Here is a 17,935-nt window from a genome sequence, read left to right as displayed (position 1 = left end):
CTTTCACGTGATCTGCGCTGCATCGACTTGTGACATGCGTTCGAGTCCCGCTAGGTTCACGGTTCGACGCGTCGGCCGACCGTTCACCGTTGGCCCGTCCGTCACTTGCGTATCAGCTTCATGCACGCGCGTAACAGCTTCATGCTTCTCAGTTCATGCTTGTCAGTCGCACGGAAGGCAAACTCCATGGGCTCCGCGAACGGCAGACACCGCCGCCCTCGTCAGGCACCCGCCATCGTCGTCGCCGCAGGCGTGACCGGATCGGCCATCGCCATTCCGCTCCTCGGCGCGGCAGGCGCACACGCGGCCGACGCCACCACCTGGGACCGGGTCGCGGAGTGCGAGAGCGGCGGCATGTGGAGTGCCGACCTCGGCAACGGCTACTACGGCGGGCTCCAGTTCTCGCAGGAGACCTGGTCCGCGTACGGCGGCACCGCCTTCGCCGAGCGGGCCGACCTGGCCAGCCGTTCACAGCAGATCGCCGTCGCCGAGAAGGTCCTGGACGACAAGGGCCCGCAAGCGTGGCCGAGCTGCGCGGTGATCTCCGGCCTCGCGGTGGACGGCAGCCTGCCCGGTGTCGACCCCGGTACGGTCCCCTCCACCGACCCCACCAGCCCGACCACTCCCACGCCGGACCCGACGACCGCTCCGGCGGACGAAGTGGATGAAAAGGGCGGAGCGGAGGGTTCCGGCAAGACGGACTCCACCGGCAGGGCGGATGCGACGGACAAGGGTGAGAAGAACGGCGGCGGCGACGCACTGAACCCTTCCGCCGAGCCCTCCACGTCCCCGTCCGCCGGAAAGACCGGAACCCCCAGCTCTCCTGACGCCTCGCAGCCCTCCACCTCCACCCCCGACGCCTCGAAGGGCGCCGACCGCACCGGCGGCAAGCACCGGGGCGTTCCGGCCCCGGAGGAGACCGGCGCGGTGGGCCAGGAGGACGGTCCCCGCGAGTCCGGCCGGCACGCCTCACGCGGCGAGGGTGACGCGCGGGACGGCGGCGCGGTCGTCGACGGCGGCTACACCGTGCAGCCCGGCGACAACCTCTGGGCCATCGCCGACGCGCAGGAACTCCCGCAGGGCTGGACCGGCCTGTACGAGGCCAACAAGGACCTCCTCGGCTCCGACCCGGACCTGATCCTGCCCGGACAGAGCCTGGACCTCGGGCTGAACGAGGCCGGTCGGGAGACCGGCGAGCAGACCGGTCAGGCGGACGTCCAGGAGGGCTCCGAGGCGCCTGCCGCCAACTGATCGAATTCGGGAAAACACCCCGAAAACGCGGGTAGTTCAGAGGCCTATGTCCACTTATGCGTAAGTGAGACATGGGTCTCTTTGCTGCAACTGGCGTGTTGCGTCCGCCTGCTCGGCGTAGATCGCCTCCGACCTGCGGAAACGACCGGTCAGGGTGAGCAAGTAAGCGCCGATTGGGCCAGTATGTCCATCTTTGAATGTCGGGGTTGCCTGTGTTTACGGTCGGAACCGCTCGCACCGCGGGCCCCGTCGACCGTCACGCCGAATCCTGCCGTCGGTCGAAGGGAACAGACGCGTAAAGCGCCGTAGGCAGGAGCGGGGGACCCAGGTAGGCCGCCGGGTCCGTACAGCCTCTTCGAAGGGCAGTCCCTTCGAACTCGGGGACGTACGGGAACGGCTTGGGGTGAAGTCGCGCGCTAGGTCGCGCGACCGGGCAACTCATCAGCCCGAACCCGACAGCTCACCTCGTAGGCGTCGGTGAGGAGATCCGTTCCATGCTGCTGAACAGCAAGGGCAAGCACCGCCGCCCCTCGAAGACCGTCCGTCTCGCCACCCTCGCCGGTGTCGCCGGCGCCGCCGTGGCCGTCCCGCTGATGGGCGCGACCAACGCTTCCGCCGCCTCCGTCGAGACCTGGGACGCCGTCGCCCAGTGCGAGTCCGGCGGCAACTGGTCCATCAACACCGGCAACGGCTACTACGGCGGGCTGCAGTTCTCGCAGTCCAGCTGGGCCGCCGCCGGCGGTACGCAGTACGCCTCGCGCGCCGACCTGGCCTCCAAGGACCAGCAGATCGCCACCGCCGAGAAGCTCCTCGACATGCAGGGTCCGGGCGCCTGGGCCTGCGCCGGCGCCGGCGGCCTCACCAACGACGGTGTGGACCCGGGCGTGAGCACCGGCTCCGGCCAGTCCGCGAGCGAGCCCGAGCAGGCACAGCCCGAGCGCAAGGCCGAGCAGCCCACCACGCGCAGCGAGCAGCGCGAGGCTCCGAAGGCCGAGAGCTCCAAGAAGACCGTCACCACGCCGACCGGCGAGAAGGTCCAGAAGGGCGACGGCGAGTACAAGGTCAAGACCGGCGACACCCTGAGCAAGATCGCCGGCAAGGAAGGCGTCAAGGGCGGCTGGAGCAAGCTCTTCAAGCTCAACGACGACATCGTCAAGGACGCGAACCTGATCTTCCCGGGTCAGCAGCTCCACCTGAAGTAACAGCCGTCTCTCCTCCCCGGAGGGTGGGGGTCCGGCGGCACCCTCCCTCGCACGGCTCCCCGGCCCGGCGCGCTCTCCCCCCGTGCGCGCCGGGCCGGGGTCTTTTCCGTGCGAAGAACCCCTGCGGGCGAGGTGATGCGTTCACCTCTTGTCGCCAACACGTGTTACCAGTCAGTAGATTTCTAGAGATTTGTCCCGTGATGCTGACCCTTGGGTCCTTTTTCGTCCCAGGAGACGGGCGGTCGGCCGACTGACGCGGCCCGGCCGGTTAGGCTCGTGTCGCAAGGCCACAGTGACCCTGCACAACCAGCGTCATATCCCAGAAGGAGATGCCTCGTGCCGTCCATCGACGTCGTCGTAGCCAGGGAAATCCTCGACTCCCGGGGCAACCCCACGGTCGAGGTCGAGGTCGGCCTCGACGACGGCAGCACCGGCCGTGCTGCTGTTCCGTCCGGCGCCTCCACCGGTGCCTTCGAGGCCATCGAGCTTCGCGACGGTGACCCCAACCGCTACCTGGGCAAGGGCGTCGAGAAGGCCGTCCTCGCCGTCATCGAGCAGATCGGCCCGGAGCTCGTCGGGTACGACGCCACCGAGCAGCGCCTCATCGACCAGGCGATGTTCGACCTGGACGCCACCGAGAACAAGGCCTCGCTCGGCGCGAACGCCATCCTCGGTGTCTCGCTCGCCGTCGCGCACGCCGCCTCCGAGGCGTCCGACCTGCCGCTCTTCCGCTACCTCGGCGGCCCGAACGCGCACCTGCTGCCCGTTCCGATGATGAACATCCTGAACGGCGGTTCGCACGCCGACTCCAACGTGGACATCCAGGAGTTCATGATCGCGCCGATCGGTGCGGAGTCCTTCTCCGAGGCCCTGCGCTGGGGCGCGGAGATCTACCACACGCTGAAGAAGGTCCTCAAGACCAAGGGCCTGTCCACCGGTCTCGGCGACGAGGGCGGCTTCGCGCCGAACCTGGAGTCCAACCGCGCCGCCCTGGACCTCATCGTCGAGGCCATCAAGGAGGCCGGTTACGTCCCGGGCCGCGACATCGCGCTCGCGCTCGACGTCGCCGCGTCCGAGTTCTACAAGGACGGCGTCTACGAGTTCGAGGGCAAGTCCCGCTCGGCCGCCGAGATGACCGAGTACTACGAGGAGCTCGTCTCCGCGTACCCGCTGGTCTCCATCGAGGACCCGCTGTACGAGGACGACTGGGCCGGCTGGAAGGTCATCACCGACCGCATCGGCGCCAAGGTGCAGATCGTCGGCGACGACCTCTTCGTCACCAACCCCGAGCGCCTGGCCCGTGGCATCGAGGAGGGCTCCGCCAACGCCCTGCTCGTCAAGGTCAACCAGATCGGTTCGCTGACCGAGACCCTGGACGCCGTCGAGCTGGCCCAGCGCAACGGCTTCAAGTGCATGATGTCGCACCGCTCCGGCGAGACCGAGGACGTCACCATCGCCGACCTCGCCGTCGCCGTGAACTGCGGTCAGATCAAGACCGGCGCCCCGGCCCGCTCGGACCGCGTCGCCAAGTACAACCAGCTGCTGCGCATCGAGGAGATCCTCGACGACGCCGCGGTGTACGCGGGCCGCTCCGCCTTCCCGCGCTTCAAGGGCTGACCCGCAGCGTCAAGGGGGTAGCCTCCGTCCGTCCCCGCACTCGGTCCCGTACCGTGTGCGGGGACGGACGTGCGTAACGGGGAGGCGGGAGACATGGCCGGGAAGGACCGGGACCGGTTCTCCACCGCGACCAGGCTGCGACTGCTCGGCGAGCAGACCGCGGCCCGCGTGTACCGCTCCCAGAACCGCCGCCAGGCCCGCCGCTCCCGGCTCACCGGCCGGGCCGCGTTCCTGGCGCTGGTGGTCTGCTCCCTGGTGGTCGCGCTCGCCTACCCGATGCGTCAGTACGTCTCCCAGCGCGACGAGATCGCCGAGCAGGAGCGGCTCTCGCAGGAGGCGAAGGCGCGCACCGAGGAGCTGCGGGACGAGAAGGCGCGGCTCCAGGACGACGCGTACATCATGCGTCTGGCCCGCCAGCACCTCCATTACGTCCTCCCCGGCGAGACCGGCTTCACCGTGGCCGACCCCGACGCGGGGGAGGACCGCCGCGGAGAACCCGGCGCGAACCACCGCCCCTGGCACTCCAACGTCTGGGACGGCGTCGACAGCGCCGACCGCGACTGACGCACCCCCTCTTTCCCTCCGACGAGCTTTCGACGAGCTTCCGAGCAGAACCAAGGCAGGCATGGAAACGCCCCCTCCGCAGACCGAGTCCACCAAGCCCACCGACGCGGACATCGCCGCGTTCGAGCAGCAGCTCGGCCGCCCGCCGCGCGGCCTGCGCGCCGTCGCGCACCGCTGCCCGTGCGGCAACCCGGATGTGGTGGAGACCCAGCCCCGTCTGGAGGACGGCACGCCGTTCCCGACGACGTACTACCTGACCTGCCCCCGGGCGGCCTCGGCGATCGGCACGCTGGAGGCGAACGGGGTCATGAAGGAGATGACGGCCCGTCTGGAGACCGACCCGGAGCTGGCCGCCGCCTACCGGGCCGCGCACGAGGACTACATCACCCGCCGCGACGCCATCGAGGTGCTGCAGGGCTTCCCGAGCGCCGGCGGCATGCCGGACCGGGTGAAGTGCCTGCACGTCCTGGTCGGCCACTCGCTGGCGGCCGGGCCCGGAGTGAACCCGCTGGGCGACGAGGCCATCGCGATGCTGCCGGAGTGGTGGGCCAAGGGCGCGTGCGTCACGCCGTGCGCCGTGAGCTCCGGGAGCACCGAAGGGCAGGACTCATGACCCGGGTCGCCGCCGTCGACTGCGGTACGAACTCCATCCGGCTCCTCGTCGCCGACGTGGACCCCGCCACCGGCTCCTTCACGCAGCTGGACCGGCGGATGACGATCGTCCGCCTCGGCCAGGGCGTCGACAGGACCGGACGGCTCGCTCCGGAGGCGCTGGAGCGCACCTTCGCGGCCTGCCGTGCGTACGCGGCCGTGATCGCGGAGCTGGGCGCCGAACGCGTCCGCTTCGTCGCCACCTCCGCTTCCCGCGACGCCGAGAACAGCGCCGACTTCGTGGCCGGCGTCCGGGACATCCTGGGCGTCGAGCCCGAGGTGATCACCGGCGACCAGGAGGCGCAGCTCTCCTTCGACGGCGCCACCAAGGAGCTGACCGGCAGCGACCACCTGGCGAAGCCGTACCTGGTCGTCGACATCGGCGGCGGCTCCACCGAGTTCGTGCTCGGCTCTGACGGCGTCGACGCGGCCCGCTCGGTGGACATCGGCTGCGTACGGATGACCGAGCGTCACCTGACCGTGGACGGAACCGTGGTGGACCCGCCCACCCACGAGCGCGTCGCCGCGATCCGTACGGACATCGAAGCCGCTCTGGACGTGGCCGCCGGGACCGTGGCGCTCACCGAGGCGGCCACGCTGGTCGGCCTGGCGGGCACGGTCACCACGATCGCCGGGATCGCGCTGGAGCTGGCGGAGTACGACTCCGAGGCCATCCACCACTCCCGGGTCTCCCGGGGCCAGGTCCGCGCGATCACCGAGCACCTCCTCCGGTCCACCCACGAGGAACGCGCCGCGATCCCGGTGATGCACCCGGGCCGCGTCGACGTGATCGCCGCGGGCGCCCTGGTCCTGCTCGCCGTGATGGAACGGACGGGCGCGCACGAGGTCGTCGTCAGCGAGCACGACATCCTGGACGGGATCGCCTGGAGCGCGGCACGGGGCGGGTGAGGTTTCCCTCCTGGCAGTCCGACGCTGACCCGCTGTTCCGCTTCCTGTTCCGCTTCGGTCGACGGACGAGGAGGCCGTGGGTGACCTGGCAGCACGCGGGCGGATGCGGCGCAGGCCGTATTCTCGTGTGCTGACATGCCGATGACCTCCGGCCGGAAAGTGTGCGAACCCCCCATGAACGAGTCGCTCCCCCCGCTCTCGCCGAACTACGCCTCGACGAAGGAACGAGTTTTCACGGAGCAGGTGGAGGTGCACGGGAAGTGGCCGGTGGAGTTCCAGTTCCGCCCGGCCCGCGGTGATCACCGGCATCTGCTCGTGGTCTTCTCGTCGGTGGGCAGCAAGTACGGGTTCGGCACGATGCTGGATCAGGTGCAGTGCAACATTCTGCGGATACGTGACCATTTCGACGGCGCGGCATCCTATTACGTCGCCCGGAACATGGATTTCAGCGTCTCGGACTCGATCCAGGCCCTCATCCAGAGCTACATGGAGCGGCTGCGGGTGGGCCGCGACGAGGTCACGCTTCTCGGTGCCTCGAAGGGCGCGAGCGCCGCGCTCTACTACGGGGTCAAATACGACTACAAGAACATCGTCGCGTCGACCCCGCAGTACTTCCTCGGCAGTTACTCCAAGGGCCACGGCCAGCTCGGTGACGCGGTGCTCGGCGAGGGCCAGCCCGACGAGAACGTGGCGATCATGGACGCCGTCATGCCGGAGGTCCTCTCCAAGGAGACGGACTTCGGCCGCAACATCTACGTGATCTCGTCTCCCGGTGACTACCAGTACGAGGAGGAGGTCGAGCACTATCTGCCCGCGCTGCGGAAGTACGAGAACTTCAACTTCCTCTTCGTCGCATCACCCACGGTACGGCGTCACGAAGAGGTGGTCCGGCAGGCCCTGCCGTCGATCTGGGGCATCGTCCACTCCCTCACCGAGGGCGCCGCGCCGCGCTGGGACAGCGAGCCGCTGAGCGGCCCCCGGGCGGAGGACCCGGAGGAGGCGGCCCAGTTCCTGGAGGAGCTCCGCGGCACCGACACCGTGCTGGCCGTGCTCACCCGCGCCCTCTTCGTGAACGGGAAGCTGGAGATGAACGGCCACGCCTTCATACCCGGCGTCTCGCGCGAGGGTGTCAAGGAGGAGACCAAGCGCCTCGTCCTGGAGAAGGCCGGCCGGCTCCGCGGAAAGACCGCGGTCTTCCCTCTGGAGACCACCAAGGAGATACGCCTCTACCGCGACTACTGGGACGGGTACTTCACCGAGTACGCCAAGGGCGGCTTCAGGCTCCAGCAGGACTTCTCCCTCGCGTCGCTGCCGCGCGGCAACTACACCGCCTCCGTGGTCGTCACCAGTGAGGACGAGGGCATCGAACGGCGGACCCAGCTGGTCTCCCGTGCCACGGTCGACCGGCGCCAGTGCCTCGGCGATGCGGAGATCCTGGTCCGGGGCGGCAGGAAGGGCGTCCGGATCATGAAGCGGAACATTCTCGGCGACGACTCCGGCGGCGTGGTGTACTCGCTGGCGAAGTCGTGGACGCGCGAGCGGAAGGTCCACGTGGAGGGCGTGTTCTTCCAGCCGGGCCGGAACGCGGACAAGATCACCCACGGCTCCTACTACCTCGTCCTCAAGGGGCGCAACGGCTGCTTCTCCGTCCCCTTGGAGGCCAGGAAGAACGCCACGGCCGCGCGCGATCTCCGGAACGGCGAGGACTACGGCAACTACGACTGGGGGTACTTCAGTACTCCGAGCCGCGAGGGTGTCGATGTCTCGCACGTTCCCGCAGGCCGTTACACCCTCTACGTCTCCCTCAGCGCGGGCGGCGCCTTGTTCTCCAAGAAGGCCGGCAGGGCCACGCTGCGCAAGCAGGGCTGAGTCACGCGGGGCTGAGCGCCGGTCGTGGCCGAGGCCGGGCGGTATCGACCATGACCGCCGCGCAGCGGACCACCGGAGGACGAACGACATGACCGACGCACCGCGCGGGGCCGTCGAGCGGATGGAACACCATCAGGTGGCCATCTATCTCGCCGCCATGGCCCTAGGCGCCCTCCTCGGGCTCGCGGCGCCGTCCACCGGGCCGGGGCTCGAGCATCTGATCAATCCTGTCCTCGGCGCGCTGCTGTTCGTGACCTTCCTTCAGGTGCCGGCCGCCGAGCTGCTGCGCTCGCTGCGTGACGGGCGGTTCCTGGCCGCCGTGCTGGTGGTGAACTTCCTTGTGGTGCCGCTCGTCGTCGCCGCGATGTCCACGTTCCTGCCGGCCGACCGGGCGGTGCGGCTCGGCGTGCTGCTCGTGCTGCTCTGTCCGTGCGTCGACTACGTGATCGTCTTCAGCGGGCTCGCCGGTGGGTCGGCGCGTCGGCTGCTCGCCGCGACACCGCTGCTGCTGGTGGTGCAGATGGTGCTGCTGCCGGTGCTCCTGTACGGGTTCCTCGGCTCCGGGCTCGCCGACATCGTGGAGGCCGGACCGTTCCTGGAGGCGTTCGTCGTCCTGATCGTCATCCCGCTCGCGCTGGCCTGGGGGCTGCAGGCCTGGGCGGGACGGCGGGAGCGCGGACGGAAGGTGTCGGAGGCCGCCACCACGACCATGGTTCCGCTGATGGCGGCGACCCTGCTGGTCGTCGTCGCATCGCAGGTGCCGAAAGTGAGCGGGAACCTCGCCGATGTCGCCGCCGTCATCCCGTTCTACGCCGCGTTCCTGGTGGTCATGGCGTTCGCCGGGAAGGCGGTGGCCCGGCTCTTCCGGCTGGATGTACCCGGCGGCCGGGCGGTGGTCTTCAGCGGAGCGACCCGTAACTCTCTGGTCGTCCTGCCGCTCGCGCTCTCCCTCCCGGACCCGTACGCGATCGCCGCCGTCGTCGTGGTCACGCAGACTCTCGTCGAGGTCGTCGGCATGGTGCTCTACGTTCGCGCCGTGCCTCGCCTGCTGCTTGCTCAGCCGGAGCGTCACCTGCACCTTTGAGCTCCACGAGGCCCTGGTCGGCCGCTCGGGGGACCCTTCCCGGGACACGCCGCCACGAAGTTCGTGAACTTCTTCACAAGGAATTCGGCCCTCTTGGGCGCAGTTGGGGCCCGCGAGGGCCGTCCGGGCCGTTTGCGTGGCCGTGTGGCCGTCGTACGAGGGTGTTCCGAGGGTGTTGCGTACGTATGAAGAGGCGGGCCGTCGCGACGCTGCCGGAGGGCCAAGGGCCAGCTCACAGGCGGTCAGGAACGTTTCCCGAGGCGTTGCGGTTCCCTTGCGGGGTCATGGCCTGGGTCACGTGGGCGGCGAAGTGTAGCAGAGGGTGCGTGAATCCTTGTGAAGGGGCTCACGAGCACCCCTCCGGGACGAGGTGGATACTCGATGGCATGAGCACCACGGAGCGTCCCAGGATCCTCGTTGTAGGCGGTGGGTACGTAGGCCTGTACGCAGCTCGTCGCATTCTGAAGAAGATGCGATACGGAGAGGCGACCGTCACGGTCGTCGACCCGCGGTCGTACATGACGTACCAGCCCTTCCTCCCCGAAGCTGCCGCAGGCAGCATCTCGCCTCGGCATGTCGTCGTCCCGCTGCGACGCGTGCTGCCCAAGGCTGAGGTTCTCACCGGTCGTGTCACGACCATCGACCAGGACCGCAAGGTCGCCACGGTCGCGCCGCTCGTCGGCGAGGCCTACGAGCTGCCCTTCGACTACCTGGTCATCGCGATGGGCGCGGTCTCCCGTACCTTCCCGATCCCCGGCCTCGCCGAGCAGGGCATCGGCATGAAGGGCATCGAGGAGGCCATCGGCCTGCGCAACCACGTCCTGGAGCAGCTGGACAAGGCTGACTCCACGACCGACGACGACGTCCGCCGCAAGGCGCTGACGTTCGTCTTCGTGGGCGGCGGATTCGCCGGCGCGGAGACCATCGGCGAGGTCGAGGACATGGCCCGCGACGCGGCGAAGTACTACACCAACGTGAAGCGCGAGGACATGCGCTTCATCCTGGTCGACGCCGCCGACAAGATCCTTCCCGAGGTCGGCCCGAAGCTGGGCACCTACGGCAAGGAGCACCTGGAGAGCCGTGGCGTGGAGATCTACCTCTCCACCTCCATGGACTCCTGCGTCGACGGCCACGTGGTGCTCAAGAACGGCCTGGAGGTCGACTCCAGCACCATCGTGTGGACCGCCGGTGTGAAGCCGAACCCGGCGCTCGCCCGCTTCGGCCTGCCGCTCGGCCCGCGTGGCCACGTGGACACCTCCGAGAAGCTCCAGGTGCAGGGCACCGACTACATCTGGGCCGCCGGCGACAACGCCCAGGTGCCGGACATGGTCGGCCGCCGCGCCGGCAACCCGAACGCCTGGTGCCCGCCCAACGCCCAGCACGCGCTGCGTCAGGCCAAGGTCCTCGGCGACAACGTGATCTCCGGCATGCGGGGCTTCCCGCAGAAGGAGTACAGCCACGCCAACAAGGGTGCGGTCGCCGGCCTCGGCCTGCACAAGGGCGTCGCGATGATCGTCATGGGCAAGGTGAAGATCAAGCTCAAGGGCCGTCTCGCCTGGTACATGCACCGCGGCTACCACGGCATGGCGATGCCGACCTGGAACCGTAAGATCCGGATCTTCGCCGACTGGACGCTCGCGGTCTTCCTCAAGCGCGAGGTCGTCTCGCTCGGCGCCATGGAGACGCCGCGCGAGGAGTTCTACGAGGCCGCCAAGCCGGCTCCGGCTCCGGCCGTCGCCGCCAAGCCCGAGGGCGAGAAGGCCAAGGCCTCCTGACCCTCCGGTGACCCGCTCCGCGAGGAGCGTCCCGCTGTACGCCCGAAGGGGCCGTCCGCCATCCGTGGTGCGGACGGTCCCTTCCGGCGTATCCGTGGCCGGGCGCGCGGCCACGCGGAGGGCTTTTGCCCTTTCGTTGCCCGGTAGCGGGATGACGGAGCGTGGAGGAAGAGTTGACACAGACGTACCTCCTCGTGGCGCCGATCCGTGCCACGGCGGGACTATGGACACGTACGTACGCGTCGGGCTTGTTGTGTTTGTCGGGAACACCACCACGGAGGTGTGCGCCATGGCACGCGCCGCATCGCGGCTGACCGCTCTTGCCGAAGAGTTGCTCTCGGAACCCCTTCCGGTCCGCATCCGGGCCTGGGACGGCAGCGAATCGGGTCCGCCCGGCGCGCCCGTCCTCGTGATCCGCCACCGCCGGGCCCTGCGCAGACTCCTGTGGAAGCCCGGCGAACTGGGCCTGGCCCGCGCCTGGGTGGCAGGTGAGATCGATGTCGAGGGCGATCTGTACGAGGTGCTCGACCGGATCGCCGGGCTGCTGTGGGACCGGGGCGCCGACGCCAAGGACACCGTCCATCCGCTCCGCGACCCCGCCGTACGGGCCTTCGGCCGCGGTCTCCTCCGGCTGGCCGGCCCCTGGCCGCCGCCGGCACCGCCCGCCGAGGAGGTCCGCCGCCGCTCCGGCCCGCTGCACACCAAGCGGCGCGACAAGGAGGCCATCAGCCACCACTACGACGTGGGCAACGACTTCTACAGCCTGGTCCTCGGTCCGTCCATGGTCTACTCCTGCGCCTACTGGCAGGACGGCGGGAGCCTGGAGGACGCCCAGCGCGACAAGCTCGACCTGGTCTGCCGCAAGCTCGCTCTGAAGGAAGGCGACCGCCTCCTGGACGTCGGCTGCGGCTGGGGCTCCATGGCCATGCACGCCGCCCGTGAGTACGGAGCACAGGTCACCGGCATCACCCTCTCGCAGGAACAGGCCATCCACGCCCGCAAGCGCATCGCCGAGGCGGGTCTGACCGACCGGATCGAGATCCGCGTCCAGGACTACCGGGACGTCGCCGACGGGCCGTACGACGCGATCTCCTCGATCGGGATGGCCGAACACGTCGGCTCGGCCCGCTACCGCGAGTACGCCGACGACCTCTTCGCGCTCCTCAAGCCCGGCGGCCGCCTGCTGAACCACCAGATCGCCCGCCGCCCGGAGCGCGACGAGGACGCCTACCGCATCGACGCCTTCATCGACTCCTACGTCTTCCCGGACGGCGAACTCGCCCCGCTCGGCCGCACTCTGACGACCCTGGAGGAGGCCGGCTTCGAGGCCCGGGACGTCCAGGCGCTGCGCGAGCACTACGCGCTGACCCTGCGGCAGTGGGTGGCCAACCTGGAGCGCCACTGGGAGCAGGCGGTGCGCGCCACCTCGCCGGGCCGGGCCAGGGTCTGGCGGCTCTACATGGCCGCCTCCGCGCTCTCCTTCGAGCACAACAAGATCGGCGTCAACCAGATCCTCGCCGTGCGCCCGCTGGACGCCGGCTCCTCCCGGCTGCCGCTGCGCACCCGCGCCTGGACGGAGGAGGCGGAGAAGGCGGGCGGCTGACCCTGTACGCGTAGCTCTGCAGGACGTACGCCGGTGGTACGGGCGAGGGGCCGGCGCTCCGCTTCCTCAGCGGTGCACCGGCCCCTCGTCGTCCCTTGCCGTCCCGGTCCCCGGGACCCCGGCTACTCGGTCTTGATCGCCGTCAGCATGTTGAGCTTCGCGGCGGAGCGGGCGGGCCACAGCGAGGCGAGGACGCCCACCAGGCCGGCCAGGGCCAGGAAGACCGCGAGGCGGTCCCACGGGATGACCAGTGCGTAGCCGGGGATGTCGGCGGCCAGGGTCCGGCCGATCGCCCAGCCGAGGAAGACACCGAGACCGACCCCGATCACCGCGCCGAAGACCGAGATGACGACGGCCTCCAGACGGATCATCCGCTTGACCCGGCCGCGGTCGAGGCCGATCGCCCGCAGCATGCCGATCTCCTGCTGACGCTCGAACACCGACATGGCCAGCGTGTTGACGACCCCGAGGACGGCGATCAGCAGGGCCATGGCGAGCAGCCCGTACATGATGTTCAGCGCGGTGTTGACGAAGCCGCCGAACATGTCACGGATGTCCTGCCGGTCCATGACGCTCATCGCCGGGTTGTCGCCGAGCGCGTCCACGATGGCCTTCTCCGTGGCCTGGCTCGCGCCGCCGTCCGCCTTGATCCAGATCTCGCGGATCTCGGGGCGGGAGGAGGCGCTGTGCTGGTCGGCGAGGTCCTTCGGGATGACGAAGGGCGAGAGGAACTCGTTCTCCTCGTAGAGCGCCCCGATCGTGACCTTGCCCTTCTTCTCGTCGTCGAACGTGACGGGGAGGGTGTCGCCGGTCTTCCAGCCGTTCGACTTCGCCGTCTTGGAGCCGACGGCGACCTGGCCGTCCTTCAGCGAGGCGAGCGAGCCGGAGACGGTGTCCAGCGAGAAGACCTTCTCCACGTCGCCCGGGGTGACGCCGGAGGCGGAGTGGTACTCCCCGTCCACCTGGAGGGACGACGCCTGCTGCGGCGAGAGCGCGGACACGCCGTCCGCCTTCGACAAGGCGGTGAGCGCCGACCCGTCGAGCGAGTCGCCACTGGCCATCGAGACCATGTAGTCGGCCTTGATGTTGTCCGTGGTCATCTTGTCGATGGCCTGGCCGAGGGTGACGCCGAGCACCGAGATGCCGGTGACCAGGGTCAGCCCGATCGCCAGAGCGGAGGCGGTGGCTCCGGTACGCCGCGGGTTGCGGACCGCGTTCTGCGAGGCCAGCTTCCCGGAGACGCCGAACAGCTTGGTGATCGCCGGCCGCACCAGCGCGATGACCGGGCGGGACAGCAGCGGGATCAGGATGATGACGCCGATCAGCGCGAGGAACGCGCCGACCGCGACCAGGTAGCGGCCGTTGGTCCCGCCGGTCGCCGCACCGCCGACGATGCTCACGGCACCCACCAGGGCGATGAAGCCGCCGATCGAGTTCCGTACGACCAGGGACTTGGTGGAGGCGGTGGCGTGCACGCTGCTCATCGCCGCGACCGGCGCGATCTTCGCGGCCCGGCGGGCGGGCAGCCAGGCGGCCAGGACGGTGATCACGATGCCGACGGCGAAGGCGGAGAGGACCGCGGTGGGCGAGACGATCAGCGGTCCGGCCGGGATCTTGCCGCCGAGCAGGCCCATCGCGGAGCGCAGTCCGGTGGCGAGGCCCAGGCCGAGGGCGAAGCCGATGACGGAGGCGAGCGCGCCGACGACGGCGGCCTCGATCAGCACCGAGCGCTTGACCTGGCGGCGCGTGGCACCGATGGCCCGCATCAGGGCCAGCTCACGGGTGCGCTGGGCGACCAGCATGGTGAAGGTGTTGGCGATGAGGAAGACGCCGACGAAGAGCGCGATGCCGGCGAAGGCCAGCAGCATGGTGTTGAGGCTGGTGAGGCCGTTCTCGATCTGCCGGGCCTGCTCGTCCGCGAGCGCCTTGCCGGTCTGCGCGGTGGCCTCCTTCGGCAGCAGCGGGACGATCGCGTCGACCAGCTTCTGGTCGGAGGCGCCCGCCTCGGCGGCCACGGTGGCGTTCTGGAAGACGCCGGGCTTCAGGTAGAGCTTCTGGGCGGTCGCGGTGTCGAACAGCACCAGGCTGCCGCCCGCGTTGACCGCGCCGTCCTCGGTGGTGAAGACACCGGAGAGCGTGTACTCCTCCACCGGGCCGTTGGTGGCGACCCGCACCGGGTCACCGACGCGGTACTTGCCCTTGGACGCGGTGTCCTTGTCGAGCGCGATCTGCCCGTTCTTCACCGGGCCGGTGCCCTGGGTGAAGTCGTACGCGGTGTCCTTGCCGTCCTCGCCCGGGGCGAAGTTGGCACCGGTGTTGGACCAGCCGTTGCCGATCAGCTTGCCGTCCGGGTCCGCGACGCCGGCGAAGCCGTCGACCCGGCCGGTCACGGAGGCCACGCCGTCCACGGCGCGGATCTTGTCCAGGGTCGCGGCGTCGAGGCCGGGGGTCTTCTCGTCGCTGCCGCCGGCGTACGTCTCCACGGCGACGGCGACGTCGTCGTAGCTCTTGGCGGACTGGTTGCGGAAGGCGTTGCCGAGGGTGTCGGTGAAGACCAGCGTGCCGGAGACGAAGGCTACGCCGAGCATGACGGCGAGCACGGTCATCAGCAGCCTGGCCTTGTGCGCGAGCACATTGCGCAGGGCGGTACGGAACATGTCTGTGTGTCCTGGGATGGGTTCCGGAAGGGGGGCGGGAGAGGCGCGCGCAGGCGGAGGCCTGACGCGTCAGCCGGTGCGGCGGCCGTGTCTGCCGGCCACCGGCGTCAGCTCGTGCGGCCCTTCGCGTCGAACGCCTTCATCCGGTCGAGGACCCCGTCGGCGGTCGGGTGCATCATCTGGTCGACGACCGCACCGTCCGCGAGGAAGATCACCCGGTCCGCGTAGGAGGCGGCCACCGGGTCGTGGGTCACCATCACCACGGTCTGGCCCAGCTCACGCACCGAGTTGCGCAGGAAGCCCAGCACCTCGGCGCCGGAGCGGGAGTCCAGGTTTCCGGTCGGCTCGTCACCGAAGATGATGTCGGGCTGCGAGGCCAGGGCGCGGGCCACGGCGACACGCTGCTGCTGGCCGCCGGAGAGCTCGGTGGGCCGGTGCTTCAGCCGCTCCGAGAGGCCCACCATGTCGATGACCTTCTGGAGCCACGCGGCGTCGGGCTTGCGGCCCGCGATGTCCATCGGCAGCGTGATGTTCTCCAGCGCCGTGAGCGTCGGCAGCAGGTTGAAGGCCTGGAAGATGAAGCCGATCTTGTCCCGGCGCAACTGCGTGAGCTGCTTGTCCTTCAGCGTGGACAGCTCGGTCTCGCCGATGCGCACCGAACCGCTGCTGAAGCTGTCGAGACCGGCGACGCAGTGCATCAGCGTCGACTTGCCCGAGCCCGAAGGGCCCATGATCGCCGTGAACTCGCCCTGCGGGAAGTCCACGGTCACCCGGTCCAGGGCGACGACCTGCGTCTCACCCTCGCCGTAGACCTTCGACAGCTCCGTGGCGCGGGCGGCCACCGCGGTGGCGCGGTGGACGGTGGGGGTGGTGGTCACAGGGACTCTCCAGGATCGGTGATACGGGTGCATGCGGTGGTGACGCGGCCCGCGCTGACGGCGGTGCCTCGGGACTACTCCATCGTCACGTCCCGATCGCCCGACGTCGTCACTCCCTGAGCCCGTTCCCGTGGCCCTCTTGAGTCGCATCACCAGGGTGGAGCCGTCCTCCTCGGGTATGACACCGACCCTGATACCTCATCCGACGGACATCTCGGTGACTCAGCGTGACCGGCGTTCCTCGGTCCATGGAGACGCCCTCGCGACCAGGACCGGAGCCTCGGCGGGCGCCCCGGATCCCGAGGGTGGCGCGCCCCCTGGCGAAGCATGGCGCGCACCTGGCGCGTTGGGCCGTACGAGTGCGGCGACTTTCCGTCAATCCCGCAGGACGTCCGGTCGGCCGAGATCGGGTGCGGGCGCGTGGTGAGGCCGCGCGAATATGCTGACGGTCCCTCAAGCGGTCAATAAAATAGGACAACATCGCGCCACTGTTCCGCTGATCGGGGGACGCTCCCGGATAGGGTCAGTTGCCAACGCGGAGCCGCGTGGCACGCCCGGATGGTGGAACGTAGACACGGCGAGCTTAAACCTCGCTGCCCCTCGGGGGCGTGCCGGTTCGAGTCCGGCTCCGGGCACCACGCAGCGTACGGAGCGTGACCCGGACGGCCCTGTCCGTAGCCTTGGGCCGACGCCCTTCGTCCCTTGCCCGCGCTGGACCTCATCCATCCGTGCCGGCGACGGTGAGAAAGATCCTCCTCTGGCACTGGGGTGCTTCTTTTGCCTACCCATTACTCTTGTCGCAAGGCCGCGCAGTGTGGCCATGGAGGAGTGAGATGAGGAGCAGCAACCCGGTCTTCTCGCGACGGGGGTTCAGCCGCGACAACGGCCACGCGGGCTTCAACGCGGCGCCGCAGGCCGGGGCCGCCGCGACGGGAGCCAACCCGTTCGCGCAGGGCACCGCCGCAAACCCGTACGCCACCAACCCTTACGCACAGCAGGGCACCCAGCCCGGCGCACCGGCGCGCACCGACGCGATGACCATCGACGACGTGGTGACGCGTACGGCGATGACGCTCGGCACCGTGGTCGTGGCCGCCGCCATCGCCTGGTGGGTCCTGCCGGTCGACCAGGCGAACCTGGGCACCGCCTACGGCGTCGCCATCGGTGCCATGCTCATCGGCTTCGTGCTGTCGCTGGTGAACTCGTTCAAGCGCCGGCCCTCGCCGCCGCTGATCCTGACCTACGCGGCGTTCGAGGGTGTCTTCCTCGGCGTCGTCAGCAACATCGTCAGTGTCTACGTCGCCCCCGGCGCCGCGATGCAGGCGGTGCTCGGCACGATGGCGGTCTTCGCCGGTGTGCTGATCGCCTACCGCACCGGTCTGATCCGGGTCACGCGCCGTTTCTACGGCTTCGTGATGGCCGCCGCCATCGGCTTCATGCTGCTGATGATGGTCAACCTGCTGTTCGCCGTCTTCGGCGGCGGTGACGGCCTCGGCTTCCGCAGCGGTGCGCTCGGCATCATCTTCGGCATCGTGGCCATCGTGATCGGCGCGTGCATCCTCGCCCTCAACTTCAAGCAGGTCGAGGACGGCATCGCGTACGGCGCTCCGCGCGAGGAGGCATGGCTGGCCGCCTTCGGCCTCACCGTGACCCTGGTGTGGATCTACATCGAGATGCTGCGCCTGGTCGCCATCCTCCAGGGTGACGACTGACCGGGAACGCGTCGGCAGTGACCGGGCATCACCGCAAGGGCCCGCAGGCATCGCGCCTGCGGGCCCTTCCGCTTGCACCGGTGCCGGAGAGGTACGTGCTGGCACCGGTGCCGGAGAGGTACGTGCTGGCACCGGTGCGGGAGAGGCGCGTAGGGTCGGGCGC

Annotated in this window: 13 protein-coding genes, 1 tRNA gene and 1 riboswitch; of the genes, 12 read left to right on the top strand and 2 right to left on the bottom strand. The window is 69.6% G+C overall.

Annotation, left to right across the window (positions count from 1 at the left end):
* Positions 1-186 precede the first annotated feature (186 nt).
* The 10 genes from ABZ267_RS17355 to ABZ267_RS17310 all read left to right on the top strand — a co-directional run bounded on the left by ABZ267_RS17355 (position 187) and on the right by ABZ267_RS17310 (position 12,525).
* Entirely contained in the window at positions 187-1,251 is a 1,065-nt protein-coding gene (locus tag ABZ267_RS17355) for a transglycosylase family protein (RefSeq protein WP_356746382.1), read from the top strand.
* A gap of 291 nt (positions 1,252-1,542) precedes the next feature.
* Positions 1,543-1,740: riboswitch (cyclic di-AMP (ydaO/yuaA leader) on the top strand.
* A 5-nt stretch (positions 1,741-1,745) separates the two neighbouring features.
* A complete protein-coding gene (locus ABZ267_RS17350; RefSeq protein WP_356746381.1) occupies positions 1,746-2,453 on the top strand; it encodes a transglycosylase family protein in 708 nt (235 codons plus the stop codon).
* Positions 2,454-2,789: 336 nt separating this feature from the next.
* Positions 2,790-4,070 carry a phosphopyruvate hydratase gene (gene eno, locus ABZ267_RS17345; RefSeq protein WP_356746380.1) on the top strand — a complete coding sequence of 427 codons (1,281 nt, stop codon included), beginning with the start codon at positions 2,790-2,792 and terminating at the stop codon, positions 4,068-4,070.
* Positions 4,071-4,163: 93 nt separating this feature from the next.
* Complete coding sequence (locus ABZ267_RS17340) at positions 4,164-4,634, top strand: septum formation initiator family protein (protein ID WP_356746379.1); 471 nt, start codon at positions 4,164-4,166, stop codon at positions 4,632-4,634.
* Between the two features lie 61 nt (positions 4,635-4,695).
* Entirely contained in the window at positions 4,696-5,247 is a 552-nt protein-coding gene (locus tag ABZ267_RS17335) for a DUF501 domain-containing protein (RefSeq protein ID WP_356746378.1), read from the top strand.
* Positions 5,244-6,194 carry a Ppx/GppA phosphatase family protein gene (locus tag ABZ267_RS17330; RefSeq protein ID WP_356746377.1) on the top strand — a complete coding sequence of 317 codons (951 nt, stop codon included), beginning with the start codon at positions 5,244-5,246 and terminating at the stop codon, positions 6,192-6,194. Before ABZ267_RS17335 ends, ABZ267_RS17330 begins: the two co-directional genes overlap by 4 nt.
* A gap of 174 nt (positions 6,195-6,368) precedes the next feature.
* Positions 6,369-8,063, top strand: a complete 1,695-nt coding sequence (locus ABZ267_RS17325; protein ID WP_356746376.1) for a hypothetical protein — start codon at positions 6,369-6,371, stop codon at positions 8,061-8,063.
* Positions 8,064-8,151: 88 nt separating this feature from the next.
* On the top strand, positions 8,152-9,147 hold the full coding sequence (locus ABZ267_RS17320; RefSeq protein ID WP_356746375.1) for a bile acid:sodium symporter: 996 nt from the start codon (positions 8,152-8,154) through the stop codon (positions 9,145-9,147).
* A 386-nt stretch (positions 9,148-9,533) separates the two neighbouring features.
* Positions 9,534-10,922, top strand: a complete 1,389-nt coding sequence (locus ABZ267_RS17315) for an NAD(P)/FAD-dependent oxidoreductase (RefSeq protein WP_356746374.1) — start codon at positions 9,534-9,536, stop codon at positions 10,920-10,922.
* 289 nt (positions 10,923-11,211) lie between these two features.
* Positions 11,212-12,525, top strand: a complete 1,314-nt coding sequence (locus ABZ267_RS17310; protein WP_356746373.1) for a cyclopropane-fatty-acyl-phospholipid synthase family protein — start codon at positions 11,212-11,214, stop codon at positions 12,523-12,525.
* A 122-nt stretch (positions 12,526-12,647) separates the two neighbouring features.
* Here the strand turns inward: ABZ267_RS17310 and ABZ267_RS17305 are convergent, their stop codons facing one another.
* Entirely contained in the window at positions 12,648-15,182 is a 2,535-nt protein-coding gene (locus tag ABZ267_RS17305; protein WP_356746372.1) for an FtsX-like permease family protein, read from the bottom strand.
* A 107-nt stretch (positions 15,183-15,289) separates the two neighbouring features.
* Complete coding sequence (locus ABZ267_RS17300; RefSeq protein WP_356746371.1) at positions 15,290-16,060, bottom strand: ABC transporter ATP-binding protein; 771 nt, start codon at positions 16,058-16,060, stop codon at positions 15,290-15,292.
* A gap of 552 nt (positions 16,061-16,612) precedes the next feature.
* On the opposite strand from ABZ267_RS17300, the gene ABZ267_RS17295 reads away from it, so the two are divergent.
* A tRNA-Leu gene (locus ABZ267_RS17295) sits at positions 16,613-16,698 on the top strand.
* Between the two features lie 195 nt (positions 16,699-16,893).
* A complete protein-coding gene (locus ABZ267_RS17290; RefSeq protein ID WP_356746370.1) occupies positions 16,894-17,772 on the top strand; it encodes a Bax inhibitor-1/YccA family protein in 879 nt (292 codons plus the stop codon).
* The last annotated feature ends 163 nt before the right edge of the window (positions 17,773-17,935 follow it).

The sequence above is a fragment of the Streptomyces sp. NPDC006174 genome (assembly GCF_040614075.1).
Lineage (GTDB): Bacteria > Actinomycetota > Actinomycetes > Streptomycetales > Streptomycetaceae > Streptomyces.
This window is presented reverse-complemented; position numbering and strand designations above follow the sequence as displayed.